This is a genomic window from Pseudomonas saudiphocaensis, from assembly GCF_000756775.1.
Lineage (GTDB): Bacteria > Pseudomonadota > Gammaproteobacteria > Pseudomonadales > Pseudomonadaceae > Stutzerimonas > Stutzerimonas saudiphocaensis.
Genome location: NZ_CCSF01000001.1, coordinates 2,906,709 through 2,932,329 on the forward strand (window position 1 = coordinate 2,906,709; position 25,621 = coordinate 2,932,329).

Genomic DNA, 25,621 nt, shown 5'->3' on the forward strand with positions numbered 1-25,621 from the left:
GGACTGAATCATGAGCAAGCAAATTACCGTCACCGATACCATCCTGCGCGATGCCCACCAGTCCCTGCTGGCTACCCGCATGCGCACCGAGGACATGCTGCCGATCTGCGAAAAGCTGGATCGCGTGGGCTACTGGTCGCTGGAAGTCTGGGGCGGCGCCACCTTCGACGCCTGCGTGCGCTTCCTCAAGGAAGACCCTTGGGAGCGCCTGCGCAAGCTGCGCGCCGCACTGCCCAACACCCGTCTGCAGATGCTGCTGCGCGGCCAGAACCTGCTCGGCTACCGCCACTACAGCGACGACGTGGTGGAAGCCTTCGTTGCCAAGGCAGCCGAGAACGGCATTGATGTGTTCCGCATTTTCGATGCGATGAACGATGTGCGTAATCTGGAAACCGCCATCCGCGCCGTGAAAAAGGCCGGCAAGCATGCCCAGGGCACCATCTGCTACACCACCAGCCCGGTACATACCACCGAAGCCTTCGTTGCCCAGGCGCAGACCATGGCCGATATGGGCGTGGATTCCATCGCCATCAAGGACATGGCCGGCCTGCTGACGCCGTACGCCACCGGTGCGCTGGTCAAGGCGCTCAAGAATGCTCTGCCGCAGCTGGAAGTGGTGGTGCATTCCCATGACACGGCCGGCGTGGCCAGCATGTGTCAGCTCAAGGCCATCGAGAACGGTGCCGATCGCATCGATACCGCCATCTCCAGCATGGCCTGGGGCACCAGCCATCCGGGCACCGAATCCATGGTTGCCGCGCTCAAGGGCAGCGAGTACGACACCGGCCTTGATCTCAAGCTGATCCAGGAGATCGGTCTGTACTTCTATGCCGTGCGCAAGAAGTACCACCAGTTCGAAAGCGAGTTCACCGGCGTCGATACCCGGGTGCAGGTCAACCAGGTGCCCGGTGGGATGATTTCCAACCTGGCCAACCAGCTCAAGGAGCAGGGGTCGCTGCATCTGATGGATGAGGTGCTCGCCGAGATTCCTCGCGTGCGCAAGGACCTTGGCTATCCGCCGCTGGTCACGCCCACTTCGCAGATCGTCGGCACTCAGGCGTTCTTCAACGTGCTGGCAGGCGAGCGCTACAAGACCATCACCAATGAAGTGAAACTCTATCTGCAGGGCCGCTACGGCAAGGCGGCAGGTGAGATTTGCGAGCGCTTGCGCTTCCAGGCCATCGGTCATGAAGAAGTCATCGTCTGCCGCCCGGCCGACCTGCTCAAGCCGGAAATGGAGCGTTTGCGTGGCGAGATCGGTCAGTTGGCGCAGAGTGAGGAAGACGTGCTGACCTATGCGATGTTCCCCGACATCGGCCGCAAGTTCCTTGAGGAGCGCGCTGCCGGCACGCTGGCTCCCGAAGTCCTGCTACCGATCCCTGATGGCAGCAGCGTCAGCTCTCCGGCCGACGAAGGTGTTCCGACCGAATTCATCATCGACGTGCATGGCGAAAGCTACCGCGTGGATATCACCGGCGTTGGCGTCAAGGGCGAGGGCAAGCGTCACTTCTTCCTTTCCATCGATGGCATGCCGGAAGAGGTGGTGTTCGAGCCGCTGAACAATTTCGTCGGTGAAGGCGGCGGCAAGCGCAAGCAGGCCAGCGCACCGGGCGACGTCAGCACCAGCATGCCGGGCAATGTGGTCGATGTGCTGGTCAAGGAAGGTGATGTGGTCAAGGCGGGGCAGCCGGTGCTGATCAGCGAAGCGATGAAGATGGAAACCGAGATCCAGGCGCCCATCGCCGGTACGGTGAAGGCCGTTCACGTCGGCAAGGGTGACCGTGTGACCCCCGGTGACCTGCTGATCGAGATCGCTTGAGGCCTGAGGTCTGTTGATGTTCATAGCGCCTGCGCCCGGTCCTTCGGGTTGCAAGGACACACGCCAACAGACCCTGACACCCGGCAGAAAAATGTGGCTTCCTTCTGCCGGTTGCAGTCCGATACAAAGCCGGCTTCCGCATGGCGTGAAAAGGCTTTACTGGCCTCGTTTCACGGACAATCCTAGGAGGCTGTTGAAACTGCCTGCGTTGGCAATACTGCATTAAAAACTGGCTCGGCAAGCCGCTTGCGGCTAACGCCCTTTAGCGCGGCCCGAAGGGCGAACGAAGTGAGTACTGCTCAGTTAGATTAATAAACTCCGCGTCCTCGCCTGTTGTTGCCTTGTCTTGCCTGCCTCGCCTACGTTTCAACGGCCTGCTAGAAGCCGCCCGATACGGACCGATAAGGAGAGAACGATGAAAACGGTTGGACAGGTCGTCAGCGCCAAAGCGGATGTCAGCGTGCACACCATCGTCGAGACAGCCAGTGTGCTCGAGGTGTTGCAGGTGATGGCGGAAAAGAACGTCGGCGCCTTGCCGGTGGTCAATGCCGATGGCCAGCTGGTCGGGATCGTCAGTGAACGCGACTACGCGCGCAAAGGCGTGCTCAAGGGGCGTTCATCGTTCGCCACTCCGGTGAGCACCATCATGACCGCCAGCCTGGTGACCGTCGAACCGCATCAGGGGCTGGAAGAGTGCATGCAGCTGATGACCGATCGCCACCTGCGCCACCTGCCGGTATTGGAGGGGGGCCAACTGGTCGGCATGCTTTCCATCGGTGACGTGGTCAAGGAACTGGTCGCTGAGAAGGAAAGCCTGATTCAGCATCTGGAGCAATACATTCGCGGTCAATAATCGCGTCCGTGTCCGCCTGGCGCCGACGGTGTCCGCTCGCCTGCCGCAATGGGGTGGGGCAATCAATCAGAAGAGAGTTTGAAACATGTGCCTCGAAAACATTCCCAACGAAACTGCGCAGGAAGCGCTCGACAGCCTTGTCGCAGGCGTTATGCGCTTTCGCGAGGATGTGTACCCGCAGCAGCGTGAGCTGTTTGCCAAACTGGCCCACGAGCAGACACCGCGGGCGATGTTTATCACCTGTGCTGATTCGCGAATTCTGCCGGAGCTGATTACCCAGAGCTCACCGGGCGACCTGTTCGTCACTCGCAACGTGGGCAACATCGTGCCGCCTTACGGGCAGATGAACGGCGGTGTCTCGACCGCCATCGAGTTCGCCGTAATGGCGCTTGGGGTCAAGCACATCATTGTATGTGGGCATTCGGACTGTGGTGCGATGAAGGCGGTGCTCGAGCCGTCCAGCCTGGAGCGCATGCCCACGGTCAAGAGCTGGCTGCGGCATGCCGAGGTGGCTCGTACGGTGGTGGAGGAGAACTGCGGCTGTGCCAATGAAAGCACCCTGCGCATTCTCACCGAGGAAAACGTGCTGGCGCAGCTTGAGCACCTTCGCACCCATCCTTCGGTGGCGGCGCGTCTGGCCAGCGGGCAGCTGTTTATCCACGGCTGGCTCTACAACATCGGCACCAGTGAAATCCGCGCTTATGACGCAGCGCGTGGCGAGTTCCGTCTGATTGGCGATGGGCCTTTGCCGATGGCTACGCCCAAGTCGCGTTACGTCTGAAGAACGTCTTAACAGGCAGTTTTGCGACTGCCTGTTAAGACTGGCTACGATGACTGCACCGGTTTAAACCCCTGGAAGCGTACTTATCGCGCTAGTTTTAGGATGTGTACGAAAAGTCGCCGAGCGAAGGTCAGGCGAGGCAAAAACGGGTGAGGAAGCAGTGTTTACGAGCTGTAAATGAGCATTCCGAACCCGTTTTTAACGAAGCATCACCGAGCGCAGGCACTTTTCGTACAGAGCCTAGGGCGGTTCTGCTGCCGAATAAGTACTGCGGGCTGGTCAGGCCCGTTCCCCCAATGCGTGGGTTGCGAGGATGCCGGGTCGAGGCTTCGCTCTAAAGTCGGGTGAGCGTCGCCTGGTTGCCTATTTATGCAGCACAAACTGCCCGGTGAAGCGCACGGCATCGCGGCCATCTTCGGTCAGGATGCGGCTATGCAGCGTGAGGCGCGCGCGGCCTCGGCGACGGTAGATGGTCTCGAAGCGCTCCCAGGCGCTGTCATCAGGCGCCGAGCAGATAGCCGTGGCGTCGTCGACCACCGGCAGCGGGTAGGCAATCTGCCCTTCGTGGATGACGATATGCCCATCCTCGATGCCGGCCTCGCGCAGGCGCAGGTGCAGCCAGCCCCAGCCAGCGAGTACCGAGGCGCAGTAAAGACTGCCGCCGAACATGCTGCTCTTGTGATTGATGTTCTCTTGCAGCGGCACCTTCACGCGTAATTCGTGATTTTCCCATTGCTCAACACGCAGCCCCAGCGCGCGCGTCAAGGGGATGTCATGGTGCAGAAGCTCTTCCAGATAGCGGCTGTCGCGACTCATGCCGAGTGGGTTCCTAAACGTTGCAGATACAGGCAGACGCAAAGCATGACTGCTGAGTCACGATATTGCCAGTGTCCCTTGCCTTATTGCCGAGCCGTGTTGGAGACGCGCCCAGCGGTTTATGTACGCAAGGGGCCGTAACTGTCTCAGCGTGCGGTGATTTTCTGCTGGTAGGCGCAATAGCCGGGTCTTGGGCCGATTTTCGGGTGATTGCGGCAGGTGTCGGGGCGCCGCTCATAGACGGTGCACAGGCGGGTCTGGCGATCCAGGTAGAGGCAGTCACCGTTGGTCAGACGAGTCAGGGTGAAGGTGCCGTTTTTCTGATTGAAGTGTTCGATGACGCCGGCCTTGGTCAGTCGCCGGGCAATGCTCTTGGCCGGCTCTTCGCGCTCGAATGCATCGACCAGCTCCAGGCGGATCAGGTCGTCAATGCGCACCTCTACCGGCAGTGTGCAGCACGTTGCGCGGCAGTCGTGGCACAGACCACTTCTATAGCGCGCCCAGGATTCCAGGCGATCAGGGTCGGCAGAAGCGATTAGTCGGGGCACGATGCGCAGTTTGGCAATGAGGAGGCGCGATCATAACGGCGCGGAGCGGAATTTCCAGTGATTCCGACGAGTCGAACCCCCGACAGGGTCGCCCGGCGCCGGCTACCTGGAAACCTCCCTACATCGCCAAATGCGCAGCGCTACGAGGTCCGTCCATGACGCAACAATTGCACGCCCCCACAGCCGATGAGGTCGAAGCCTTTCGCGAGACCATTCTTGCCAAACTGACTTACTCCATCGGCAAGGACCCCGAGCACGCGTCCGATCACGACTGGTTCGAGGCGGTGGCGCTGGCCACCCGGGATCGCATGATCGACCAGTGGATGGACCGCACGCGCGAGAGCTATCGCCAGGGCAAGAAGCGCGTCTACTACCTCTCGTTGGAATTCTTGATCGGCCGGCTGCTGATCGACAGCCTGAGCAACCTCGGTCTGCTGGAAACCGCGCGCCAGGCATTGGCCGGCATCAATGTGGATTTCGAACGCATCCGCCTGACCGAGCCGGATGCGGCGCTGGGCAATGGCGGCCTGGGCCGCTTGGCCGCCTGCTTTATGGAAAGCATGGCTACCCTGGGCATCGCCGCCCACGGCTACGGCATCCGCTACGACCATGGCCTGTTCCGCCAGGCCATTGTCGACGGCTGGCAGCACGAGCAGACCGAGACCTGGCTGAACTTCGGCAATCCCTGGGAGTTCGAGCGACCCGAGGTCAGCTACCTGATCGGCTTTGGCGGCAGCGTCATGGCATTGCCCGCCGAAGGGCCGGGCAAGGAGCCGCGACATTTCTGGCACTGGTCCGAAGGCGTGCGGGCCATCGCCTACGACACGCCCATCGTTGGCTGGCGTGGCGCCAGCGTGAATACCTTGCGGTTGTGGCGTGCCAGGGCTGAAGCGGATTTTCATCTGGAGCGCTTCAATGCCGGCGACCATGTGGGAGCGGTGAGCGAGGGCGCGCGGGCCGAAAGCATCTCGCGAGTGCTCTATCCCGCCGACAGCACTGAAGCCGGGCAGGAGCTGCGCCTGCGCCAGGAGTATTTCTTCGTTGCGGCATCGCTGCAGGACCTGCTGCGGCGGCATATGGATCAGCGCGGTACCCTGCTGAACCTGCCGGAGTTCGCTTCCATTCAGCTCAACGACACCCATCCGGCGATTGCCGTGGCGGAGCTGATGCGGTTGTTGGTGGACGTTAACGGCATCGCCTGGAACAAGGCCTGGGAGCTGACGGTAGCGACCATGTCCTACACCAACCACACGTTGCTGCCTGAGGCTTTGGAAACCTGGTCCGTCGGCCTGATGGAGCGATTGCTACCGCGCCATATGCAAATCATCTACCTGATCAATGCGCATCATCTTGACGCCCTGCGCGAGCGCGGCATTCACAACCTGGAATTGCTGCGCTCCGTGTCGCTGATCGAGGAAAGTAATGGCCGGCGGGTGCGCATGGGCAACCTGGCATTTCTCGGCTCGCACAGCATTAATGGCGTTTCGGCGCTGCACACCGGCCTGATGCGCGAGACGGTATTTACCGATCTGCATTCGCTGTTTCCGAACCGTATCAGTAACAAGACCAACGGCATTACCTTTCGACGCTGGCTGTACCAGTCCAACCCGCAACTGACCGCTCTGCTGGTCGAGCACCTCGGTGAGGAGCTGCTCGATGACCCGGAAAACATGCTGCGCCAGCTTGAGCCCTATGCCGAGCAGGCGCAGTTCCGGGCACGCTTCGCTGCCCAAAGGCTGGAAAACAAGCAGCTGTTGGCGAGGATTATTCAGGAACAGCTGGGCATTGAAGTTGATCCTTCCGCCCTGTTCGATGTGCATGTCAAACGTATCCACGAATACAAGCGCCAGCTGCTGAATCTGCTGCACACCGTGGCGCTGTATCAGGCGATTCGCTCCGATCCGGGCGGTAACTGGGTGCCGCGGGTGAAGATCTTCGCCGGCAAGGCGGCAGCCAGTTATCACACCGCCAAGATGATTATCAAACTGACCAACGATATCGCTCGCACCATCAACGACGATCCGACGGTGCGCGGTCTGCTCAAGGTGGTGTTTTTGCCCAATTACAACGTCAGCCTGGCCGAGCGCATCATTCCGGCAGCGGACCTTTCCGAGCAGATTTCCACTGCCGGACTGGAGGCGTCGGGCACCAGCAACATGAAGTTCGCCCTCAATGGCGCGCTGACCATCGGCACCCTGGACGGCGCCAATGTGGAAATGAGCGAGCAGATCGGCCTGGAGCACATGTTTATCTTCGGCCTTACCGCGCAGGAGGTGGAGGCGCGCAAGCAGGCGGGGGAATACAACGCCGAAGCGACCATCTTTGGCTCGTCGCGGCTCAATGAAGCACTCCTGTCGATTCGCGATGGGGCCTTTTCCGCCGATGATCCGGCTCGCTACACGGCGCTGATCGATGGCCTCAAATGGCAGGATACCTTTATGGTCTGCGCTGATTTCGAGGCCTATTGGCACGCGCAGCTCGAGGTAGAGGCGCGCTGGCGCGACCCGAACAACTGGTGGCGCTCGGCGGTGCTCAACACCGCGCGTACCGGCTGGTTCTCGTCAGACAGGACCATCCGCGAATACGCCGAGGATATCTGGAAGGTGTTGTAAGCCGGGCGGGCCGAGCGAGACGGCGCTTTCGCCGTTTCGCTGAACTCCTTCTGATTCTGGCCGGTCTGAGTGGGAATAGATTTGTTCCCGTTTCGTTGCGACCCATCGCTTCGGCCAAAGGGCGCTCGGCCGCAATGCTGCAAGGCGATATGCCGCGCGACCCGAGAAACCGGGCTTGATTGCACGACGCGCGTTTCATGTCGCCTATATTGCAGCGGCGAACTTCGCAACTGGCGCCTGTCTCGCATAAAACAGGCGCGGGCGTGAATATGAATGAAACGGGAACGAAGCCTAGTACCCCATGCCCTGCTAAACTGCGCAGGTTTTTTTCTCTCCCGGAGTCATTCCATGTCACGCGTAACCCTGAGCCGCTACCTGATCGAGCAGACTCGCAGCAACAACACCCCTGCGGATTTGCGCTTCCTTATCGAGGTGGTGGCGCGGGCGTGCAAGGCAATCAGCCATCAGGTTTCCAAGGGCGCGCTGGGCGGCGTGCTGGGCAGCATGGAAACCGAGAACGTACAGGGTGAGGTGCAGAAGAAGCTGGACGTGCTGTCCAACGAAATCCTGCTCGAAGCCAACGAGTGGGGCGGCACCCTGGCCGGCATGGCCTCCGAGGAGATGGACAAACCGTACCAGATTCCCGGTCGCTATCCCAAGGGCGCCTACTTGCTGCTCTTCGATCCGTTGGACGGCTCATCGAACATTGACGTCAACGTTTCGGTTGGCACCATCTTCTCGGTGCTGCGCTGCCCGGGCAATTGCTTCAGCCAGAATGATTCCCTTGGCGATGAAGCCTTCCTCCAGCCCGGCACCAAGCAGGTCGCGGCTGGCTATGCCATTTACGGCCCGCAGACCATGCTGATGTTGACTCTGGGTGACGGGGTCATGGGCTTCACCCTGGACCGCGAGCTCGGCAGCTTCGTGCTTACCCACGACAATATCCGGGTACCGCACAGCACCGCCGAATTCGCCATCAACATGTCCAACCAGCGTCACTGGGACGAGCCGGTCAAACGCTACGTCAGCGAGCTGCTGGCCGGTGAAGAAGGCCCGCTGGGCAAAAACTACAACATGCGCTGGATCGCCTCGATGGTGGCCGATGTGCATCGCATCCTCACCCGCGGTGGTCTGTTCATGTACCCCTGGGACGCTCGCGAGCCGGAGAAGCCCGGCAAGCTGCGTCTGATGTACGAGGCCAACCCCATGTCCTTCATCATCGAGCAGGCCGGCGGTGCTGCCACCGATGGCAAGCAGCGCATCCTCGAAGTCGAGCCGACCTCCCTGCACCAACGTGTACCGGTATTCCTCGGCTCGCCGGAAGAGGTCGAGCGCGTCACCGGTTATCACAAGGGCTGATTGTGTCCGCGCCGTGGCAGGAGCTGCTGAACTGGTGGTTTGGCCAGAGCCGCACGGCGCAGCAGATCGTCAAGGAAAAGCACAGCCTGTGGTTCGGCTACAAACCCAAGCAGGACCGCGAGGCGCGTGAGCGCTTCGGCGATCTGTGCGAGCAGGCCCTTGCTGGCGGCCTGCAGGATTGGTTGCGCTCCGCGCAGAGCTGGTTGGCGCTGATCCTGCTGCTTGACCAGCTGCCGCGCATGATCCACCGCGGCACACCACGGGCATTTGCCGGCGATCAGCGTGCCCGGGACGTGCTCAGCGAGGGCATGGCGCAGGGGTTCGACAGGCTGCTCACTCCCATTGAGCGGGTCTTCCCTTATCTGGTGCTGGAGCACGCCGAGAACCTGGCGGATCAGGATCTGGCCGTGGAGAAATTCACCGAGTTGCGTGACCTGGCCGGAGCAGGCGAGCTACCCGCTTTTGAGGATTTTCTCGACTATGCCCATCGGCATCGCGACGTGATCGCCCGCTTTGGCCGCTTTCCCCACCGCAATGCAATCCTTGGCCGCACATCGAGCGAAGCCGAGCAGGACTATCTAGACCGGCCCGGGGCAGGATTTTAAAGCCGGCTCTTTCTGCGCGCGCTGCAGAGCGACCCTGCTTTTCAGGCAGTCTCCAGCATTTTCAGCAGCCCCTGCACTGTCTGCTCCAGCTCGCCGGAGTTGTCCAGCAGATGCAGATCGCTCGCCGCGTTTTCAAAGCGCGCATTCCGGGCCAGGCGCTGTTCGATTTGTTCGGCGGTTTCGCGATTGCGTGCCAGCAGGCGCTGGCGCAGCACCTCGGGCCTGACGTTCAGCAGGATCGCCAGCAGCTCGGGATAGCGCAGGCGCGCCTGGGACAGGTATGCGCGGGAGCCATTGACCACCACATCATTGCCTTCATCCAGCCAATGATCTATCTGCGTCGGAATACCATAGGCCAGGCCGTTTGCGCGCCAGCTCATGGCGAAGGCGCCGCTGGCCTCGAGACGTTCGAATTCCTCGAAGCTGACCGCCTCAGCTTCTTCGCCAACGGCTTCGGCCGAGCGCGTGATGACCCGTCGGGCGATGCACACGCCGCGTTCTGTCAGGCGCTCGCGCGCGGCATCGAGCAGGCTGTCCTTGCCCGAGCCGGAAGGACCGACGAGATAGATCAACCTGCCTTTCATTTACATCCTCTGCTAGGGTCTGCTGCCGTTTCGTTCGCGTCCGCCGACCACACCCGGTAAAAAAACCGTGCTCGATCTTTCCGCCTATCTGGGCCTGTTCATGGCCGCCTTCGCCGCCGCCACGCTGTTGCCGGCGCAATCCGAAGCGGTGCTGGTGGGGCTGTTGCTCAGCGGAAACTTCTCAATCACGGCGCTGCTCCTGGTGGCGACGCTGGGCAACGTGCTGGGTTCGCTGGTCAACTGGTTGCTGGGCCGCTCCATCGAGCGTCTGCGCCACAAGCGCTGGTTCCCGGCCACCCCCCAGCAGCTGGAAAAAGCCCAGCGAAGCTACCACCGCTACGGTCGCTGGTCACTGTTGCTGAGCTGGGTGCCCATTATCGGTGACCCGCTTACTCTGGTCGCCGGCATGCTGCGCGAACCCCTGTGGAGTTTCCTCCTGCTGGTGACGCTGGCGAAGGGCATGCGCTATTTGGTGCTGGCAGCAGTGGCGCTGGGCGGGCTGTAAACCCTCCGAGGAGGTTACCAGCCGAAACCTGCTGGTAAATGACAGCGCAATCAAAGCTGCGCTGCACGCGCCATGCAGCGCCGATGACGCTCGTCGACGCGCTGGGCAAACCAGGCGGTGGTGAGGTTGCGCGTGATCTTGGGGCTTTTTAGCTTGATGCCAGGCAGGACCTCGCGCGGCATGGGCTTGCCTTCGATCTGCTCTGCCAGGTCGAACACTCGCTCATAGAGACGTGTTTCCTCGAATTCCAGGCTGTCACCTTTTTCCAGCGCCCGGCGAATGGCGCTGTCACTCATTCTCAGGCGCTTGCCCAGCGAGCGGGCGGCCAACTCTGTGGAGCCGGCCTTGCGGCTGCCATGAATGATTAGGTCGCCATCGAGCGCCAGCTCGATGCCCGACGCCAGGCTCAGTGCCTGCTGAAACGCCGCGTTGCGGCTGGCGTACCAGCCGGCGTTGAAGTCGGCGAAGCGATACAGCGGGCGGCTGTAGTTCGCCGGGTAGTCCAACAGATGGGCGATGCCGAAGTACATGCCGCCACGGCGGCTGAACACTTCATCACGAATCGTGCCTTCCCGGGCATAGGGGTAGTCACGGGCGCGCGCTTCGGCGAAGGCGATGCTGACCTGCATCGGCCCGCCGGTGCGTACCGGGTTGAACTTGCCGAACAGCTGGCTGCCCAGCGGTACGACATTGAGGAAATCATCGAAGATGGCGCTCAGCTCCTTCTCGGTACGGACCTTCGACAGGCGTTTGTCGTAGCTCTGGCCGTCCGGCGATTCAAGACGCAGTGCGGTATCCACCACAAAGCGCGGGACGTGCAGGCGAGCCGCCCGGCGGTAGATCTCCTCGCGGGCAATTTTCGCCAGGCCGGGCACCGGCGGCGCGGCCTGGAAGGTCGATTCCTGAACCGTTACGGCCAGCACCGCGCAGAGGTTCTCATCGGTCGGCGGGATATCCAGGGTGCTGAAGGCCGACTGTATATCCGTAGCCCAGCCGTTGCGGTCGGGTATTTCGGCGGGCATCAAACGCACGATCTTGGCGCGCACCTCCTTTGGATGGGGCTGCGGTATCTGCGCGTGTTGGGCGCAGCCGGCCACGGTCAGCAGTGCGGCGAACAGCAGCAGGCAGCGCCGAACGCTGCGGTTTTGAATAAGCATGGAGGCCTCGCTATCTGGTCTGTCCCCTTGGACCTCTAAACAGCCTCAGCTGCTGCGAGCCGGAAAGACCTTAACAGGTGAAGGTTACTTTAATCGTAACGATCGCTTCTGCTGCTTGATTGATGGTCGGTGGGGCGCTGCTACTGTGGACTGCACATCGCGGAAACCTGTGGAGTCGTCATGACAACAAAAATATCCCCACCGCCGCAGTGGTCGCGTCGGCGCGCTGAGAAAGCCCGCCGTCTCGATCAGGTGCGCAGCCTCGCCGACGGGGTAGTCCTGCCCAGCGACAAGATCGTCGCAGCGCTTGAAATGCTGATCGCCCCGGGTGATCGCGTGGTGCTCGAAGGCAACAACCAGAAGCAGGCGGATTTCCTCTCGCGCTCCCTGGCCAAGGTCGATCCCGGCAAGCTGCATGACCTGCACATGATCATGCCCAGCGTCAGCCGTGCCGAGCACCTGGATCTGTTCGAGCGGCAGATCGCGCGCAAGCTCGACTTCTCCTTCGCCGGTCCGCAGAGCCTGCGCATCAGCCAGCTGCTGGAAGACGGCCTGCTGGAAGTCGGCGCCATCCATACCTACATCGAGCTCTATTCGCGCCTGCTGGTGGACCTGATTCCCAACGTCGCGCTGGTGGCCGGCTTCACCGCCGACCGCGCGGGCAACATCTACACCGGCCCCAGCACCGAAGACACCCCGGCACTGGTCGAGCCCACCGCCTTCTCCGACGGCATCGTCATCGTCCAGGTTAACGAGATCGTCGATGACCCGCGTGACCTGCCACGGGTCGACATCCCGGCCAGCTGGGTCGACTTCGTGGTGCAGGCCGACAAACCGTTCTACATCGAGCCGCTGTTCACCCGCGACCCGCGCCATATCAAGCCGGTGCACGTGCTGATGGCGATGATGGCGATCCGCGGCATCTACGAAAAGCACAACGTGCAGTCGCTCAACCACGGCATCGGTTTCAACACCGCGGCCATCGAGCTGATCCTGCCGACCTACGGCGAATCCCTGGGCCTGAAAGGCAAGATCTGCCGCAACTGGACCCTCAACCCGCATCCGACGCTGATCCCGGCCATCGAGACTGGCTGGGTCGAGAGCGTGCACTGCTTCGGTACCGAACTGGGCATGGAGAACTACATCGCCCAGCGTCCGGATGTGTTCTTTACCGGCCGCGACGGCTCCATGCGCTCCAACCGCATGATGTGCCAGCTGGCCGGCCAGTACGCGGTGGACCTGTTTATCGGCGCGACGCTGCAGGTAGATGGCGACGGTCATTCATCCACCGTCACCCGCGGCCGCCTGGCCGGCTTCGGCGGTGCACCGAACATGGGCCATGATCCGCGCGGCCGCCGTCATGCGACGCCAGCCTGGCTCGACATGACCACGCCTGTGACCATGCTCGAGCGCGGCAAGAAGCTTGTGGTGCAGATGGTCGAGACCTTCCAGGAGGGCGGCAAACCCACCTTCGTCGAGCAGCTCGACGCCGTCGACGTGGCGAAGAAGAGCGGCATGCCGCTGGCGCCGATCATGATCTATGGCGACGACGTCACCCACCTGCTCACCGAGGAAGGCATCGCCTACCTGTACAAGGCGCGCTCGCTGGAAGAGCGCCAGGCGATGATCGCCGCGGTGGCGGGTGTCACCAGTATCGGCTTGCGCCATGAACCGAAGGACACCGAGCGCATGCGCCGCGAAGGCCTGATCGCGCTGCCGGAAGACCTTGGCATTCGCCGTACCGATGCCACCCGCGAGCTGCTTGCGGCCAAAAGCATCGCCGAACTGGTGGACTGGTCCGGTGGCCTCTACAACCCGCCTGCCAAGTTCAGGAGCTGGTGATGAGCGCCCTGATTGCGATACAGCCGGCACTGGCCGAGCGGCTGGCGGGTCTGGCGATGCAGGTACTGATCGACGAGGCGGATCTGTCGCCCAAGCCGGGGCTGGTGGACCGACGTGGCAACGGCGCGCATCGGGACCTGCACCTGGGGCTGATGCACGCCTCGGCGCGTTCGCTGTGGCCAACCTTCAGCGCCATGGCCGAGGCGGCCCAGGCCGAGGGGCAGGTCAGCCAGGCGCTGCGCGAAGCCGTAGGCCGGCTGGGGCGCGAAGGCGAAACCGAAATGCTGCGCGTCACCGGTGGGGTCAATACCCACCGTGGCGCAATCTGGGCGCTGGGGCTGCTTACTGCGGCCGCAGCACTGGAAGGCAATACCAGCGCCACGGCTATCGCGATGAGCGCTGCTGCTCTGGCCCGACTCGAAGACCCGGCCGCGCCGCACAACCCGAACAGCCACGGCGCGCGCGTGTGCCGCCGCTACGGTGTGCCGGGCGCACGTGAACAGGCGCAGCACGGCTTTCCCGCCGTCATCGAACATGGCTTACCGCAGCTGCTGACCAGCCGTCGCGACGGGGCCGGCGAGCAGAACGCCCGGCTCGATGCGCTGCTGGCGATCATGAGCCAGCTGACCGATACCTGCGTGCTGCACCGAGCCGGACTGAAAGGGCTGAACCGCATGCAGCAAGGTGCCCGCGCCGTGCTCGATGCCGGTGGTGCGGCCAGTCTCGCCGGGCGTCGGCAGTTGCGTGAGCTGGATCGCGACATGCTGGCCCTCAATGCCTCGCCGGGCGGCGCTGCTGATCTGCTGGCCGCCACTCTTTTCCTCGACCGTCTGGCGCCTGCCACGACGACGAATGGGAGCAATTGATCATGGAAACCCTGTCTTTTGAATTCGCTGCCGGGCAACCCGCCCGCGGCAAGGCCCTGGTCGGTGTGGTCGGCTCGGGTGATCTGGAAGTGCTGCTCGAACCGGGTCAAGCCGGCAAGCTGGCGATCCGCGTGGTCACGTCGGTCAACGGTGCCGAACAACGCTGGCAACAGCTGTTCGAGCGGATGTTCCGCGAGCAGACGCTGCCGGCACTGAACATCGACATTCATGACTTCGGCGCGACCCCCGGCGTGGTACGCCTGCGTCTGGAACAGGGACTGGAGGAGATTGGCCATGAGTGATATCGCACGTCTGCTGCAGTCTCGCAGCTTCGTCGAACTCGGCGCCCGCCAGCGTGCCCGTGCCTTGCTGGACGACGGCAGCTTCCGCGAACTGATCGACCCCTTCGATCGCGTCACCTCGCCCTGGCTGCCCAAGCAGGGCATCGTCACCCAGGCCGACGACGGCGTGGTGGTGGCCAAGGGCAGCATCGATGGCCAGCCGGCCGTGCTTGCAGCCATCGAGGGCGCGTTCCAGGGCGGCAGCATGGGCGAGGTCGGCGGCGCCAAGATCGCCGGCGCGCTGGAGCTGGCCGCTGAAGACAACCGCAACGGCATTCCCACCCGTGCCGTACTGCTGCTGGAAACCGGCGGCGTGCGTCTGCAGGAAGCCAATCTGGGCCTGGCGGCCATCGCCGAGATCCAGGCAGCCATCGTCGAGCTGCGTGAATACCAGCCGGTGATCGGCGTAATCGCCGGCTCGGTTGGCTGCTTCGGCGGCATGGGCATCGCCGCCGGGCTGTGTAGCTATCTGATCCTTACCCGTGAGGCGCGTCTGGGCCTGAACGGCCCGCAGGTGATCGAGCAGGAGGCCGGTATCGAAGAGTACGACTCTGCCAACCGCCCCTTTATCTGGAGCCTGACCGGCGGTGAACAGCGCCATGCCAGCGGCCTGGCCGACAGCTATGTCGCCGATGACACCGATGCCATTCGCGCCGAGCTGCACAAGTTGTTCGCCCAGGGCAAACCGGCGCAACCGCGCAGCCGGCGTCACGCATGGTTTCTGGAACGTCTGGCCCAGGCCGGCAGCGGCGCACAACTAAGCGCCGCGGACGTTCGTGCCATTTACCAAGGAGATGCCCAATGAGTCGTGGATTGAACTGGTTGCAAGCCCTGGCCGGCGGCCCGGCGCTGGCGGGTTATCCGGCCTCGGTGAAAGTTGTGGACGGCGAGCTGACCGGTCGTGCGGCGCGCTATATCGCCGTGGTGCCGGATGCCGAGAATCCTTTCCCGCGTGCACGCAATGGCGAAGTTGGGCTGCTGGAAGGCTGGGCGCTCGGCAAGGCCGTGGATGAAGTCGTTGAAGCCGACCGCGAGAAGACCGAAAAGCGTGTGCTGGTCGCCGTCGTGGACGTACCCAGCCAGGCCTACGGCCGCCGCGAAGAGGCGCTGGGCATTCATCAGGCTCTGGCTGGTGCGGTGGACGGCTATGCCCGTGCGCGTCTGGCCGGGCATGCGGTCATTGCATTGCTGGTGGGCAAGGCCATGTCTGGCGCCTTCCTCGCCCATGGCTACCAGGCTCAGCGGATCATCGCCCTGCGCGACCCCGGGGTCATGGTGCATGCCATGGGCAAGGACGCCGCTGCGCGCATCACCCTGCGCAGTGTCGAGGAGCTTGAGGCTCTGGCCGAGTCGGTACCGCCGATGGCCTACGATATCGACAACTACGCGACCCTCGGCCTGCTCTGGGAAACCCTCTCGGTGGACAACATCGAGCAGCCGGGCGAAGCCGATCTGACCCGCGTGCGCGACTGCCTGCGCCAAGCAGTCGAGGACATCGGCGCCAGTACCGACCTGCGTGGCCGCCTCGGCGCAGCGAACCGCGAGGCCTCTTCCAGAGTTCGCGAAATGCTGCGCGCGCAGTGGACCTAGAGGAGGCTGCAGATGCACCACATTCCACGCCCACATGACCTGCTCTGGGGCCTGACCCCGACAAGACTGCCCGCCGAGGCGCCGGCCTGGGCGCGACAGGTGCTTGCCGAAGGCCAGCCGGTGGTGGTGCGTCGTGCACTTGTGGAAAAGGGGCAGATTGCGGTGGGCGTGCGCGGTGCCGCGCGAGGGCAGCGTTACGGGACGGTGATGCCTTTGGCGTTGATCCTGCGCTGCGTAAGCCCTGAGCAATTGATGGAGCAGCCAGCTCTGGGTGAACTGCCGGCGCTGCGCGCGCTGACTCTGCTCAAGCCCTATCTGGACGAGCTGCGCCTGGCCTGGGGGCCGACCGGTTCGGTGGGCTTTCAACTTGCTACCGGCGTCGAGACCATTCATGTGGCCAGCGATCTTGATCTGGTGCTGCGAACGCCGCAGCCGCTGTCTCGTACCCTGGCCAAGGAGCTGCAGTGCTTGGTGGACGAGGTGCCCTGTCGGGTGGATCTTCAGCTGGAAACGCCTTCCGGTGCCATCGCCTTGCGCGAATGGGCAAGTGGCTCGGCGCGCGTCCTGCTCAAGTGCGCCACGGGTGCACGGCTGGTCACCAGCCCCTGGGATTTGGCGGAGCTGGCGGCATGAGTACGCTGTTCGCCTTTCCGGGACAGGGTGCGCAGAAGCCAGGCATGCTGCAGCGCCTGCCGGATGAGCCGCAAATCGCCGAGGCTCTGAGCGAAGCCAGCGAAGTGCTGGGTACAGATGCCCTGGCGCTGGATACGGCCGAGGCCCTGGCTTCGACCCGTGCCGTGCAGCTCTGCCTGCTGATCGCGGGTGTGGCCGGTGCGCGCTTGCTGATGCGTGACGGACTGGAGCCGGACTATGTCGCCGGGCTGTCCATTGGCGCATACGCCGCCGCGGTGACTGCCGGTGCGCTGGAGTATGCCGATGCACTGCAGCTGGTGGCGATGCGCGGTGAGCTTATGCAGAACGCCTATCCCCAAGGCTACGGCATGACTGCAATCCTGGGCCTGGATCTCGGCCAGGTAGAGGGCCTGCTGGAGCAGGTTCATAGCCCGCAGATGCCGGTTCACCTGGCCAATATCAATGCCGACAATCAGCTCGTCATTGCCGGCAGCGATGCCGCCATGGCCGCGGTGGCGCAACGGGCAAAAGCCCTGGGTGCGTCCTGCGCCAGACGCCTGGCGGTTAGCGTGCCTTCCCACAGTGCGCTGCTGGACCAACCGGGCGCAGAGCTGGCGGAGGCGTTCGCCAAGGTCAAGCTGCGTGCGCCGCGCCTGCGTTATCTCAGCAGTACCACCGCACGGCCCATCGCCGACCCCGAGCGACTGCGCGATGACCTGGCCTTCAACATGTGCCGCATTGTCGACTGGCACGGGATCCTGCGCACTGCCTACGAGCGCGGGGTGCGCCTGCATATCGAACTGCCGCCGGGTTCGGTCCTTACCGGGCTGGCGCGACGGGTTTTCGAGCAGGGCACGCTGGTCGCCTTCGATGGCGCCCGGCTCGACACATTGAACGCTTTGCTGCGTAGGGAAGCAGGTCGTATCGAGTAGAGCAGTAAGCGGAGCGGCTGCCATCATCCGCCCGAGCGATGTGGCTTCGCCATCATCGGCGCCACCATGTGGTTGTCCTACTGGCTCTCCGACAAGCTCACCAAAGGCCGTCTGCATGGCTCGGCCGTGGCCATCCTGATCGGCTTGCTGCTGTCCTACATCGGTGGCGTGGTAACCGGCGGACAGAAGGGGCTGGTGGATATCGCGCTGTTCTCGGGCATCGGCCTGCTCGGTGGCGCCATGCTGCGTGACTTCGCCATCGTTGCCACTGGTTTCGGGGTCAGCGTCGAAGAGCTCAAGCGCGCCGGCATGGTCGGCGTTCTGGCCCGTTCATCGGGGTGTTCTCCTCCTTCGTCGCGGGTGTTGGGGTTGCCATGGCTTTTGGCTACACGGATGCGGTTAGTCTCACCACCATCGGCGCTGGCGCGGTGACCTACATCGTCGGGCCGGTTACCGGCGCGGCAATCGGTGCCAGCTCAGAGGTGATGGCGCTGTCCATCGCCGCAGGTCTGGTCAAGGCCATCGTGGTGATGGTGGCTACGCCGTTCGTCGCGCCTTTGATCGGCCTGAACAACCCGCGCTCGGCGGTGATCTTCGGAGGCCTGATCGGCACCTCCAGCGGTGTCGCCGGCGGGCTGGCGGCAACGGATGCCAGGCTGGTGCCGTACGGCTGTCTCACCGCTGCGTTCTACACCGCGCTGGGGTGCCTGCTGGGCCCGTCGCTGTTGTTCTTCATCATGCGCGGGATGATTGGCTGAGCCGAAAGATAGCTAACGCTCGACGTAAATCACAGCGCCCCCCCCCCCGGGGCGCGTTTGCGTTATCGGAAGTGCCCCGAAAGCAAGTCTTCCCGGTTTTAGTCGCCCCGGTTTTGCTGCCTGCGCGCGCGATTCCAAGCGCCCCTTGTTATTGCTATCCGCAGCGTCAGTGCACGGCTCTGGCACAGCCGAAAAGCCGCTGAAGGTGCGCGCCAGGAACGCCAAAAATCGGTCCAGAGCTGTCTAACTCAGGTATCCTGCGCCGGCCTTGTGTGCCGCTGAGTTTCCAGAAACTCGAAAATCCCAAAAATAATGAGGAACCTGCTCCCATGCTCCTTTTCTTCATCAGCCTTGCCATACTTGTTCTTGGCTACAAGTTCTACGGCCCGTTCGTTGAAAAACAGGCCGGCATAGACCCGACTGCCATCACCCCTCAGGAGCGTCTGCGCGATGGCGTGGACTATGTGCCTATCAGCCCCGCGCGCGCTTTCCTGATTCAGTTTCTCAACGTTGCCGGTGTCGGCCCCATCTTCGGCCCCATCCTGGGTGCGCTCTATGGTCCGATCGCGCTGGTCTGGATTGTGATCGGTAACGTGATCGGCGGTGCGGTGCATGACTACTTCTCTGGTGTCATGAGCCTGAAGGAAGATGGCAAGAGCCTGCCGGAAATCGCCGGTCATTACTACAACGTGATCTTCAAGGGCTGCATGCTGGTGTTTACCGCCATGCTGCTGTTCTTTGTCGGCGTGGTGTTCATCATGAGCCCCGCCGGGCTGCTGAGTAACCTGTCCTTCTTCGAGGGCACCATTCTGGGTGGCAACACCTTTTGGGTACTGGTGATCCTCGGCTACTACTTCCTCGCTACCTTGCTGCCCATCGACAAGATCATCACCAAACTGTATCCGCTGTTCGGCTTGCTGATGATCGTAATGACCATCCTGGTGGCCGTGGCGCTGCTGCTGGAGGCGCCTAACCTGCCGCAGGTGTCGGGGATCTTCGATTTCTTCGTGCATAACCATCAGGAGCACGATTTCCTCACTCCGAACCCCGACGGCCTGCCTGTTTGGCCACTGCTGTTCGTGACCATCACCTGTGGTGCTATCAGTGGTTTCCATTCCACTCAGTCGCCGATGATCGCCCGTTGTCTGACCAACGAGAAATACGCGCGTCCGGTGTTCTATGGCGCCATGACCTGCGAGGGCATCGTCGCCTGCGTCTGGGCGCTGGCCGGCATTGCAGCCTTCCCTGGCGGCTATCCGGAACTGAAGGCCATGCTCGATCAGGGCGGCCCCGGCTTGGTGGTCAACCATGTCGCCACAAGCTACCTGGGCGTGTTCGGCGGTGTGATGGCGATTCTTGCGGTTGCGGTCTTCCCGATCACCTCCGGCGATACTGCCTTCCGTTCGCTACGCCTGACCATCATGGATGCGTTCAAGATTTCGCAGACAACCGTCAACCGGCTGGCCCTGGCTGCGCCGCTGCTGGGTGTGGCTTATCTGATGACCTTCCTGGACTTCTCGCTGATCTGGCGCTACTTCGCCTTCTCCAACATGCTGCTGTCCACCAGCGTGCTGTGGCTGGCGACCAAGTACCTTTACGATCGCGGCGCTTTCCACTGGATCACCAGTGTTCCTGCTGCGGTAGGTACAGCCATCACGGTGGCTTACATCTCGACGGCGGGTATCGGCCTCAATCTGCCGATGGAGTACAGCAAGCCGATCGGTATCGCGGTGGCGGTAGTGTGCCTGATTGGCCTGGCCTTCAAGCACAGCAAGCGTCCTGCCGAGGCGGCGTGAAACCTGGACCAGAGTGGCGAACCCTGCTGCTCTGGTCCTAGAAAAGATTTCGCGCTTTCTCCAAGAAGCGAGGGTTGGCGCCGGACTGGCAAGATTGGGTGGTGCTGTCAGCTGGCTTAGCGTTTAGGCGATTACCAAGTGTGCTGAACCCTTCTGGTTTCCCCCCGGCCGAGTCACTTGACTCGCTACGCTCGCCCTTCGGGCCAGCCTGTGGCTGTTACTCCGCTTCGCTTCGTTGCTTTTGTCTGGCCAAGAGAAAGTAACCAAAGAGAAGGTCACCCCGACATCCGGGTCTGGCCTGCGGCCAGACTTCCCTCGCTCCGGTGCCGCTCTGGGGGCCGTCACGAAGGGACGTCCCTGTCCCTTCGCTCCTCGCTCGGCGTCCATGCCTCGCGTCCCCCTGAGCAACACCTCCACTCGGCCTCCTAACGGGAACGGGGTCCGAGTCGCCTGGAAGATCATTGGTTTTTGCTTGGCTTATCTTCTTTTTGTCGAACCAATAGGCGCCACCAACCGCCCCTTTCAGGAGGGTGAGCGGAATCGTTGCGTAAGGGAGCGAGCCGCATGGATGCGGCGAGAGGCTTAAAGGGCCAGGGACGGCCCTTGTAAGCCGGCCCCTGAAGCAGCGGTGGAGCGAACGGACCCTGCGCGCAGCGCAGGGCCGCATGTAGGGGCAAGCGTTTTTGGTTACTTTTTTCGCGACTGAAAAAAGTAACTCGCCCAGCAGGGCGAAACCCGCACCATCAAGCAACTCGGCAAGCGCCCATGAAAGCGAAACTTTCATTCAGCACATAAAGTTGCCAGTCCGGTGCCAAGCCCCATGTAATGTCTAGAGCCATAAAAAAGCGGGCTTCCGAAGAAGCCCGCCAATCGGCACACGGTCAGTGGTCAACATCCAGTTCTAGATCGCTTCGCCCATCACATAGTCGGGCAGAATGGTGGCAATCTGCGGGAACAGGCACAGGATGATGATTGCCAGCACCATCACCAGGGCATAGGGCAGCGCGCCCCAGAGGATCTCCCGGGTCGGCACCTGCGGCGCGATGCCGTTGATGACGAACAGGTTCAGCCCCAGCGGCGGGGTGATCAGGCCGATCTCCATGTTGATGGTCAGCACCACCGCGAACCAGTAGGGATCGAAGCCAGCCTGCACCACGATGGGGAATAGCAGCGGCGCGGACATGACGATCACCGCCACCGGCGGCAGGAACATCCCGGCCACCAGCAGGAAGACGTTGATCACCGCCATCAGCACCCAGCGGTTCACCTCCAGGCTGGCGATGGTTTCGGCCAGCGACTGGGTGATGTACAGCGACGACAGCGCAAAGGCGAACAGTTCGGCGGAGGCGAGGATCATCATGATCATCACGCTTTCACGCATGCCGGAGCCGAAGATGTCGCGGAAGGTGCCCATCTTGAACAGCCGGTAGGCCAGCACCACCACCACCAGCGTGAGCATCGCGCCGGCGCCGGCGGCCTCGGAAGGCGTGGCGACGCCGCCGTACAGCACGTAGAGCACGCCGAGGATGATCAGCATCAGCGGCAGAATCCGTGGCAGCGCGGCCAGCTTGTCGCGCAGGCTGTAGTACACGCCCTCGGCGCCGAAGCGGAAGCCCTTGCGCCGTGCATCGATCATTGCCCAGGCCATGAACATCGCCGTCAGCATCAGTCCCGGCAGCACGCCGGCGAGGAACAGCCGGCCGATAGAGGTTTCCGTGGCGATGCCGTAGATGATCATGGTCACCGAGGGCGGCAGCAGAATCCCCAGCGTGCCGCCGGCGGCGATCGAACCGGTGGCGACCGAGGACGGGTAGCCGCGGTTGATCATCTCCGGGATGCCCAGCTTGCCGATGGCCGCGCATGTCGCGGGGCTGGAGCCGGTCATGCCCGAGAACACCGCACAGGCGCCGATGTTCGACAGCACCAGGCCGCCCGGCACCTTATACATCCAGCGATCCAGTGCGCGATACAGGTCGGCGCCGGCGGGCGTGCCGGCGACGATGGCGCCCATCAGCACGAACATCGGAATCGAAACGAAGGCCAGGTTGCCGATGCCGGCGAACATGGTTTCGGCGACCACACCGATGACCTCCGGGCCCATCGCCATAAACAGCCCGCCCATGGCCGCAAGCCCCAGGGCGAAGGCGATCGGCATGCCGGTGGCGAGAAAAACCAGCAAGCCGCAGATCAGCAGCGTACCTGCAAGGGTCGGGCTCATGGCGTTTCTCCCAGGCCCTGGCGGCTGTGCATGTTGTGGGCATTGTGCTGGGCCGCAGCGTCCTGCTGCAGCGAGCGGGCCAGTTCGGGGCGAATCATTTTCATCAGCTCCACCACGTATTGCAGGCAAAGTAGGCCGAAGCCCACCAGCATCGGCGTTGCGGGAATCCACAGCGGAATGGCGGCGATGGTCGAGGTGGTCCAGCCGCCTTCCCAGGCTTCGTAGACATAGATGCCGCTGGCCACGCTCATCAGCAGGCAGAAGGTCAGCCCCAGCACCGCGCCGAGGCACTGCATGCGTCGACGATTGGGTGTCGACAGCATCAGCTCGATCACATCGACGCCGACGTGGCCCTTCTTCATCAGCACGTAGGGTGCGCCGATGAAGATCGCCGCGGTAGCCGCGAACACCACCACCTCGGTCTGCCAGATGGTGGGCGCCCTGAACAGATAACGCATGAGGATCATCTGGCACATCACGACCATAGCGATGATCAGCAGGAACACGGCGCTGATGCCTCCGAAGCGCGATAGCGCCTCGATGACGCTAATAAAACGTCTGGACATAACAAACTCCTGGGAGCCCGTGCCGTACAGCTGAAGGCACGGAGCAGGCTCGAACGCAGCGAAGGCCGCTCGGCAGCGGCCTGGGTGGGCATCACTGCACGGCGAGTGCCTTGTCCAGCAGCTCCTTGCCGCCTTTCACCTTCTCGGCGAAATATTGATAGGAAGACTCGCGGGCGACCTGCATCCAGGCGTCGTGTTGCTCCTTGCTCAGGCTCACCACCTCGACGCCGGCCTTGGTAAAGGTCTCCTTCATGCGCGTTTCGCCCTTGGGTCCTTCCTCAGCGAAATAAGCCTCAGCTTTCTTCGCGGCGGCCAGCATGGCCTGCTGCTGTTCCGGAGTCAGGCGCTCGAAGCTGCGCTTGGAAATCAGCACCGGCTCGTACATGAACCACAGGGCGTTATCGCCTGGGGCAGTCAGGCATTTCACCTGCTCGTACAGACGGTAGGAAACGAAGCTGTCGTTGGAGGTGTTGGCGGCGTCCAGCACGCCGGTCTGCATGCCCGTGTAGATTTCCGATGACGGCATCGAAGAGATCGAGGCACCCGCGGCTGCCAGCATGTTTTCAAACGCCGGCCCGGCGGCACGAATCACCTGGCCCTTGATGGTTTCCGGCGAGGTGATGCACTGCTTCTTGGAGGCGAAACCGCCGGCCAGCCAGGCGTCGGCAAGGATAATCGCGCCATTTTTCTCGGCTATCGCGTGGATTTCCTTAATGAAGTCGGACTGGTTCAGACGCTGGGCATGCTCGTAGTTCTTGACCAGCCCCGGCATCAGCGTGGCGGAAAACTGGGGCACGCGGCCGGAGGCGTAATCGAGCGGCAGGGCGGTCATGTCGAGTTGACCGCGAGTCAAGGCGCCCCATTGCTCGTTGGCCTTGTACAGGGAGGATGCAGGGTAGATCTGGATCTTCAGGCCGACGTCGGCAGCAGCCACTTCGCGGGCGATGATCTGCACCATCTCATCGCGCGGGTCGCCCTGGTTGCCGGGGAACTGGTGGGATGCACGCAAGACGGTTTCGGCGAAGCTGGGGATGCTGGCGGCCAGCAACGCGGCCGCAACCGAGGTACGGATTAGGGCTTTCATTTGGCATACTCCTGGATCGACATTCGAGCCGCGGCAGCGGCCCATCATTATTTTTATTGCGTCTACGGAATTTCTTGTTGTTATCGCGGGCGACCTTGCCCGAGCCGAGTGTCAAGCTAGCTTGTGCTGAAAGGCAGATCAATTAAGAGATATCTGCCAACGTTACGGTTGGGTTAACGATTCCGAAGCCGGTTTCGCTCGGTTTTGGCAGCGCGGCCCGAATGCTGCGCGGCATGCCGCCTGACCGTTTCGCCTGGTCCTGGGTTGCTGAACATATTCGTAGCGGTGGGCAATTATGCTGGCTTGTATTTCAGGCTGTACATGCGGCATTCAGCGAGCAGCGCGAGCAGGTTGGGGTCACGCTCCTTGGCTTTGAGGAAGACCACGCCAATATGCTGCTGCAGATGATAGCGCGCCTGAAGCGGGACGAGCCTGACCCCCGACTCGTAGACCATTCCCACTCGGCCCGGTAGCAGGGCATAGCCGACCCCGGAGTTGACCATGCTTAGCAGGGTGAAGATGTCATTGACCTCCATCCCTACCCGCGGCTTGAAACCGGCGAGATCGAAGACCCGGTTGCCGTCCTGATGGGTGGCGAACCCCTGGGAGAGGGTGATGAAGGTGGCATCGCGCAAGTCGCTGAGGTCGACCTCGCTCTGATCGGCAAAAGGCGAGTCGGCCGGCGTAGCGAGGTAGATATCGTCGGAAAACAGCGGCACCTGCTCGCAATCCTGGTCGGTGACGCTTTCGTTTAGCGAAACCAGGATGGCGTCCAGTTCCATGTTCTTCAGCTTGTAGAGCAGGTCGACATTGGAGCCGAGGATCAGGTCGATGTTGAGTTCGCTGCGGCGCAGCTTCAGCCCCATGATCAGCTGTGGCACCGTCTTGATGGTCAGCGAGTAGAGCGCGCCGAGCTTGAAGCGTTCCGCTGAGAAGCCGGCCGCCTCGCGGGTCTGGCGCACCGTTTCGACTACGTCCTTGACCAGCTGCTGGGCGCGCTCTTCCAGCACATAGGCACTTTCCAGCGGCACTAGATTACGCCCCTCATGCTTGAACAGCGGGCAACGCAAGGCGCTTTCCAGCGAATGAATGGCCCGGTGTACGCTGACATTGCTGGTATTCAGCTCCGCGGCGGCCTTGCCCATGCTGCCGTTGCGCATGAAGGCCAGGAAGGTTTCCAGCTTCTTGAGAGTCAGTTCTTCGTCGATCTGCATGCCATTGCTCCGCTTGCGAGCAATCGATTATGCCTAACAAGCGGCAGGCGAGGGCAGAGCGGAGTGGGACGACAACCGTAGTGCTAGCTGGGGCAAGGCAAAACGAGTTTCTGAGCTGTACATTCCGAGCTGGTTAACCGAG

The 25,621-nt window shown here is 62.5% G+C and carries 23 protein-coding genes and 1 pseudogene; 16 read left to right on the plus strand and 8 right to left on the minus strand.

Annotated features, from left to right (window positions below; translation table 11 throughout):
• Window positions 1-10: 10 nt before the first annotated feature.
• From oadA to BN1079_RS13470, 3 genes are all read left to right on the plus strand, one after another.
• Entirely contained in the window at window positions 11-1,819 is a 1,809-nt protein-coding gene (gene oadA, locus BN1079_RS13460) for a sodium-extruding oxaloacetate decarboxylase subunit alpha (protein WP_037025223.1), read from the plus strand.
• A 415-nt stretch (window positions 1,820-2,234) separates the two neighbouring features.
• Window positions 2,235-2,672, plus strand: a complete 438-nt coding sequence (locus tag BN1079_RS13465; RefSeq protein WP_037025225.1) for a CBS domain-containing protein — start codon at window positions 2,235-2,237, stop codon at window positions 2,670-2,672.
• An 85-nt stretch (window positions 2,673-2,757) separates the two neighbouring features.
• The gene (locus tag BN1079_RS13470) at window positions 2,758-3,453 is read left to right on the plus strand and encodes a carbonic anhydrase (RefSeq protein ID WP_037025226.1); all 696 of its coding nucleotides are present in this window, start codon (window positions 2,758-2,760) and stop codon (window positions 3,451-3,453) included.
• 363 nt (window positions 3,454-3,816) lie between these two features.
• On the opposite strand, the gene BN1079_RS13475 is transcribed toward BN1079_RS13470, so the two are convergent.
• Both BN1079_RS13475 and BN1079_RS13480 read right to left on the minus strand, forming a co-directional pair.
• A complete protein-coding gene (locus BN1079_RS13475) occupies window positions 3,817-4,269 on the minus strand; it encodes a thioesterase domain-containing protein (protein WP_037025227.1) in 453 nt (150 codons plus the stop codon).
• Between the two features lie 146 nt (window positions 4,270-4,415).
• The gene (locus tag BN1079_RS13480; protein ID WP_414860268.1) at window positions 4,416-4,835 is read right to left on the minus strand and encodes a YkgJ family cysteine cluster protein; all 420 of its coding nucleotides are present in this window, start codon (window positions 4,833-4,835) and stop codon (window positions 4,416-4,418) included.
• Window positions 4,836-4,972: 137 nt separating this feature from the next.
• Between BN1079_RS13480 and BN1079_RS13485 the strand changes: the two genes are divergently transcribed.
• The 3 genes from BN1079_RS13485 to BN1079_RS13495 all read left to right on the plus strand — a co-directional run bounded on the left by BN1079_RS13485 (window position 4,973) and on the right by BN1079_RS13495 (window position 9,393).
• Window positions 4,973-7,429: a glycogen/starch/alpha-glucan phosphorylase gene (locus BN1079_RS13485; RefSeq protein ID WP_037025229.1), complete on the plus strand. Its 2,457-nt coding sequence runs from the start codon at window positions 4,973-4,975 to the stop codon at window positions 7,427-7,429.
• 348 nt (window positions 7,430-7,777) lie between these two features.
• Entirely contained in the window at window positions 7,778-8,788 is a 1,011-nt protein-coding gene (locus BN1079_RS13490) for a class 1 fructose-bisphosphatase (RefSeq protein WP_037025230.1), read from the plus strand.
• 2 nt (window positions 8,789-8,790) lie between these two features.
• The gene (locus BN1079_RS13495; RefSeq protein WP_037025233.1) at window positions 8,791-9,393 is read left to right on the plus strand and encodes a DUF924 family protein; all 603 of its coding nucleotides are present in this window, start codon (window positions 8,791-8,793) and stop codon (window positions 9,391-9,393) included.
• Between the two features lie 41 nt (window positions 9,394-9,434).
• On the opposite strand, the gene phnN is transcribed toward BN1079_RS13495, so the two are convergent.
• Window positions 9,435-9,977 carry a phosphonate metabolism protein/1,5-bisphosphokinase (PRPP-forming) PhnN gene (gene phnN / locus BN1079_RS13500; protein ID WP_037025236.1) on the minus strand — a complete coding sequence of 181 codons (543 nt, stop codon included), beginning with the start codon at window positions 9,975-9,977 and terminating at the stop codon, window positions 9,435-9,437.
• 67 nt (window positions 9,978-10,044) lie between these two features.
• Between phnN and BN1079_RS13505 the strand changes: the two genes are divergently transcribed.
• Window positions 10,045-10,482 (plus strand): YqaA family protein, encoded by a 438-nt coding sequence (locus BN1079_RS13505; RefSeq protein ID WP_037025239.1) that lies wholly within the window; start codon window positions 10,045-10,047, stop codon window positions 10,480-10,482.
• Window positions 10,483-10,532: 50 nt separating this feature from the next.
• Here BN1079_RS13505 and BN1079_RS13510 read toward each other — a convergent pair whose 3' ends face one another.
• Window positions 10,533-11,639, minus strand: coding sequence for a DUF1615 domain-containing protein (locus tag BN1079_RS13510; protein WP_052114485.1), 1,107 nt, complete (start codon window positions 11,637-11,639; stop codon window positions 10,533-10,535).
• Window positions 11,640-11,819: 180 nt separating this feature from the next.
• Here BN1079_RS13510 and mdcA point away from each other — a divergent pair, with 180 nt between their 5' ends.
• The 9 genes and pseudogenes from mdcA to BN1079_RS13555 all read left to right on the plus strand — a co-directional run bounded on the left by mdcA (window position 11,820) and on the right by BN1079_RS13555 (window position 20,397).
• Window positions 11,820-13,481 carry a malonate decarboxylase subunit alpha gene (gene mdcA / locus BN1079_RS13515; protein WP_037025241.1) on the plus strand — a complete coding sequence of 554 codons (1,662 nt, stop codon included), beginning with the start codon at window positions 11,820-11,822 and terminating at the stop codon, window positions 13,479-13,481.
• The gene (locus tag BN1079_RS13520) at window positions 13,481-14,347 is read left to right on the plus strand and encodes a triphosphoribosyl-dephospho-CoA synthase (RefSeq protein ID WP_037025243.1); all 867 of its coding nucleotides are present in this window, start codon (window positions 13,481-13,483) and stop codon (window positions 14,345-14,347) included. The genes mdcA and BN1079_RS13520 overlap by 1 nt, the downstream gene beginning before the upstream one ends.
• A 2-nt stretch (window positions 14,348-14,349) precedes the next feature.
• The gene (locus BN1079_RS13525) at window positions 14,350-14,649 is read left to right on the plus strand and encodes a malonate decarboxylase subunit delta (RefSeq protein WP_014854606.1); all 300 of its coding nucleotides are present in this window, start codon (window positions 14,350-14,352) and stop codon (window positions 14,647-14,649) included.
• Entirely contained in the window at window positions 14,642-15,493 is an 852-nt protein-coding gene (locus BN1079_RS13530) for a biotin-independent malonate decarboxylase subunit beta (protein ID WP_171819304.1), read from the plus strand. The genes BN1079_RS13525 and BN1079_RS13530 overlap by 8 nt, the downstream gene beginning before the upstream one ends.
• Window positions 15,490-16,278, plus strand: coding sequence for a biotin-independent malonate decarboxylase subunit gamma (gene mdcE, locus BN1079_RS13535; protein WP_037025247.1), 789 nt, complete (start codon window positions 15,490-15,492; stop codon window positions 16,276-16,278). Before BN1079_RS13530 ends, mdcE begins: the two co-directional genes overlap by 4 nt.
• 12 nt (window positions 16,279-16,290) lie before the next feature.
• Window positions 16,291-16,911 (plus strand): malonate decarboxylase holo-ACP synthase, encoded by a 621-nt coding sequence (locus tag BN1079_RS13540; protein WP_037025248.1) that lies wholly within the window; start codon window positions 16,291-16,293, stop codon window positions 16,909-16,911.
• Window positions 16,908-17,843 (plus strand): malonate decarboxylase subunit epsilon, encoded by a 936-nt coding sequence (gene mdcH, locus BN1079_RS13545; RefSeq protein ID WP_037025251.1) that lies wholly within the window; start codon window positions 16,908-16,910, stop codon window positions 17,841-17,843. Before BN1079_RS13540 ends, mdcH begins: the two co-directional genes overlap by 4 nt.
• A gap of 66 nt (window positions 17,844-17,909) precedes the next feature.
• Window positions 17,910-18,601: pseudogene (gene madM, locus BN1079_RS13550) on the plus strand (malonate transporter subunit MadM).
• 329 nt (window positions 18,602-18,930) lie between these two features.
• The gene (locus BN1079_RS13555; protein WP_037025258.1) at window positions 18,931-20,397 is read left to right on the plus strand and encodes a carbon starvation CstA family protein; all 1,467 of its coding nucleotides are present in this window, start codon (window positions 18,931-18,933) and stop codon (window positions 20,395-20,397) included.
• A 901-nt stretch (window positions 20,398-21,298) separates the two neighbouring features.
• On the opposite strand, the gene BN1079_RS13560 is transcribed toward BN1079_RS13555, so the two are convergent.
• From BN1079_RS13560 to BN1079_RS13575, 4 genes are all read right to left on the minus strand, one after another.
• Window positions 21,299-22,615, minus strand: a complete 1,317-nt coding sequence (locus BN1079_RS13560) for a TRAP transporter large permease (protein ID WP_037025260.1) — start codon at window positions 22,613-22,615, stop codon at window positions 21,299-21,301.
• Entirely contained in the window at window positions 22,612-23,181 is a 570-nt protein-coding gene (locus tag BN1079_RS13565; RefSeq protein ID WP_037025262.1) for a TRAP transporter small permease subunit, read from the minus strand. The genes BN1079_RS13560 and BN1079_RS13565 overlap by 4 nt, the downstream gene beginning before the upstream one ends.
• A 91-nt stretch (window positions 23,182-23,272) precedes the next feature.
• Window positions 23,273-24,265, minus strand: a complete 993-nt coding sequence (locus BN1079_RS13570; protein ID WP_037025264.1) for a TRAP transporter substrate-binding protein — start codon at window positions 24,263-24,265, stop codon at window positions 23,273-23,275.
• 293 nt (window positions 24,266-24,558) lie between these two features.
• Window positions 24,559-25,479 (minus strand): LysR family transcriptional regulator, encoded by a 921-nt coding sequence (locus BN1079_RS13575; RefSeq protein WP_037025266.1) that lies wholly within the window; start codon window positions 25,477-25,479, stop codon window positions 24,559-24,561.
• Window positions 25,480-25,621: the final 142 nt, after the last annotated feature.

Bases quoted from the DNA above. Each gene is read 5' to 3' on its own strand.
- oadA (WP_037025223.1), top strand. From the start codon at position 11: ATGAGCAAGCAAATTACCGTCACCGATACCATCCTGCGCGATGCCCAC.
- BN1079_RS13465 (WP_037025225.1), top strand. From the start codon at position 2,235: ATGAAAACGGTTGGACAGGTCGTCAGCGCCAAAGCGGATGTCAGCGTG.
- BN1079_RS13470 (WP_037025226.1), top strand. From the start codon at position 2,758: ATGTGCCTCGAAAACATTCCCAACGAAACTGCGCAGGAAGCGCTCGAC.
- BN1079_RS13475 (WP_037025227.1), bottom strand. From the start codon at position 4,269: ATGAGTCGCGACAGCCGCTATCTGGAAGAGCTTCTGCACCATGACATC.
- BN1079_RS13485 (WP_037025229.1), top strand. From the start codon at position 4,973: ATGACGCAACAATTGCACGCCCCCACAGCCGATGAGGTCGAAGCCTTT.
- BN1079_RS13490 (WP_037025230.1), top strand. From the start codon at position 7,778: ATGTCACGCGTAACCCTGAGCCGCTACCTGATCGAGCAGACTCGCAGC.
- phnN (WP_037025236.1), bottom strand. From the start codon at position 9,977: ATGAAAGGCAGGTTGATCTATCTCGTCGGTCCTTCCGGCTCGGGCAAG.
- BN1079_RS13510 (WP_052114485.1), bottom strand. From the start codon at position 11,639: ATGCTTATTCAAAACCGCAGCGTTCGGCGCTGCCTGCTGCTGTTCGCC.
- mdcA (WP_037025241.1), top strand. From the start codon at position 11,820: ATGACAACAAAAATATCCCCACCGCCGCAGTGGTCGCGTCGGCGCGCT.
- BN1079_RS13520 (WP_037025243.1), top strand. From the start codon at position 13,481: ATGAGCGCCCTGATTGCGATACAGCCGGCACTGGCCGAGCGGCTGGCG.
- BN1079_RS13525 (WP_014854606.1), top strand. From the start codon at position 14,350: ATGGAAACCCTGTCTTTTGAATTCGCTGCCGGGCAACCCGCCCGCGGC.
- BN1079_RS13530 (WP_171819304.1), top strand. From the start codon at position 14,642: ATGAGTGATATCGCACGTCTGCTGCAGTCTCGCAGCTTCGTCGAACTC.
- mdcE (WP_037025247.1), top strand. From the start codon at position 15,490: ATGAGTCGTGGATTGAACTGGTTGCAAGCCCTGGCCGGCGGCCCGGCG.
- BN1079_RS13540 (WP_037025248.1), top strand. From the start codon at position 16,291: ATGCACCACATTCCACGCCCACATGACCTGCTCTGGGGCCTGACCCCG.
- mdcH (WP_037025251.1), top strand. From the start codon at position 16,908: ATGAGTACGCTGTTCGCCTTTCCGGGACAGGGTGCGCAGAAGCCAGGC.
- BN1079_RS13555 (WP_037025258.1), top strand. From the start codon at position 18,931: ATGCTCCTTTTCTTCATCAGCCTTGCCATACTTGTTCTTGGCTACAAG.
- BN1079_RS13560 (WP_037025260.1), bottom strand. From the start codon at position 22,615: ATGAGCCCGACCCTTGCAGGTACGCTGCTGATCTGCGGCTTGCTGGTT.
- BN1079_RS13565 (WP_037025262.1), bottom strand. From the start codon at position 23,181: ATGTCCAGACGTTTTATTAGCGTCATCGAGGCGCTATCGCGCTTCGGA.
- BN1079_RS13570 (WP_037025264.1), bottom strand. From the start codon at position 24,265: ATGAAAGCCCTAATCCGTACCTCGGTTGCGGCCGCGTTGCTGGCCGCC.
- BN1079_RS13575 (WP_037025266.1), bottom strand. From the start codon at position 25,479: ATGCAGATCGACGAAGAACTGACTCTCAAGAAGCTGGAAACCTTCCTG.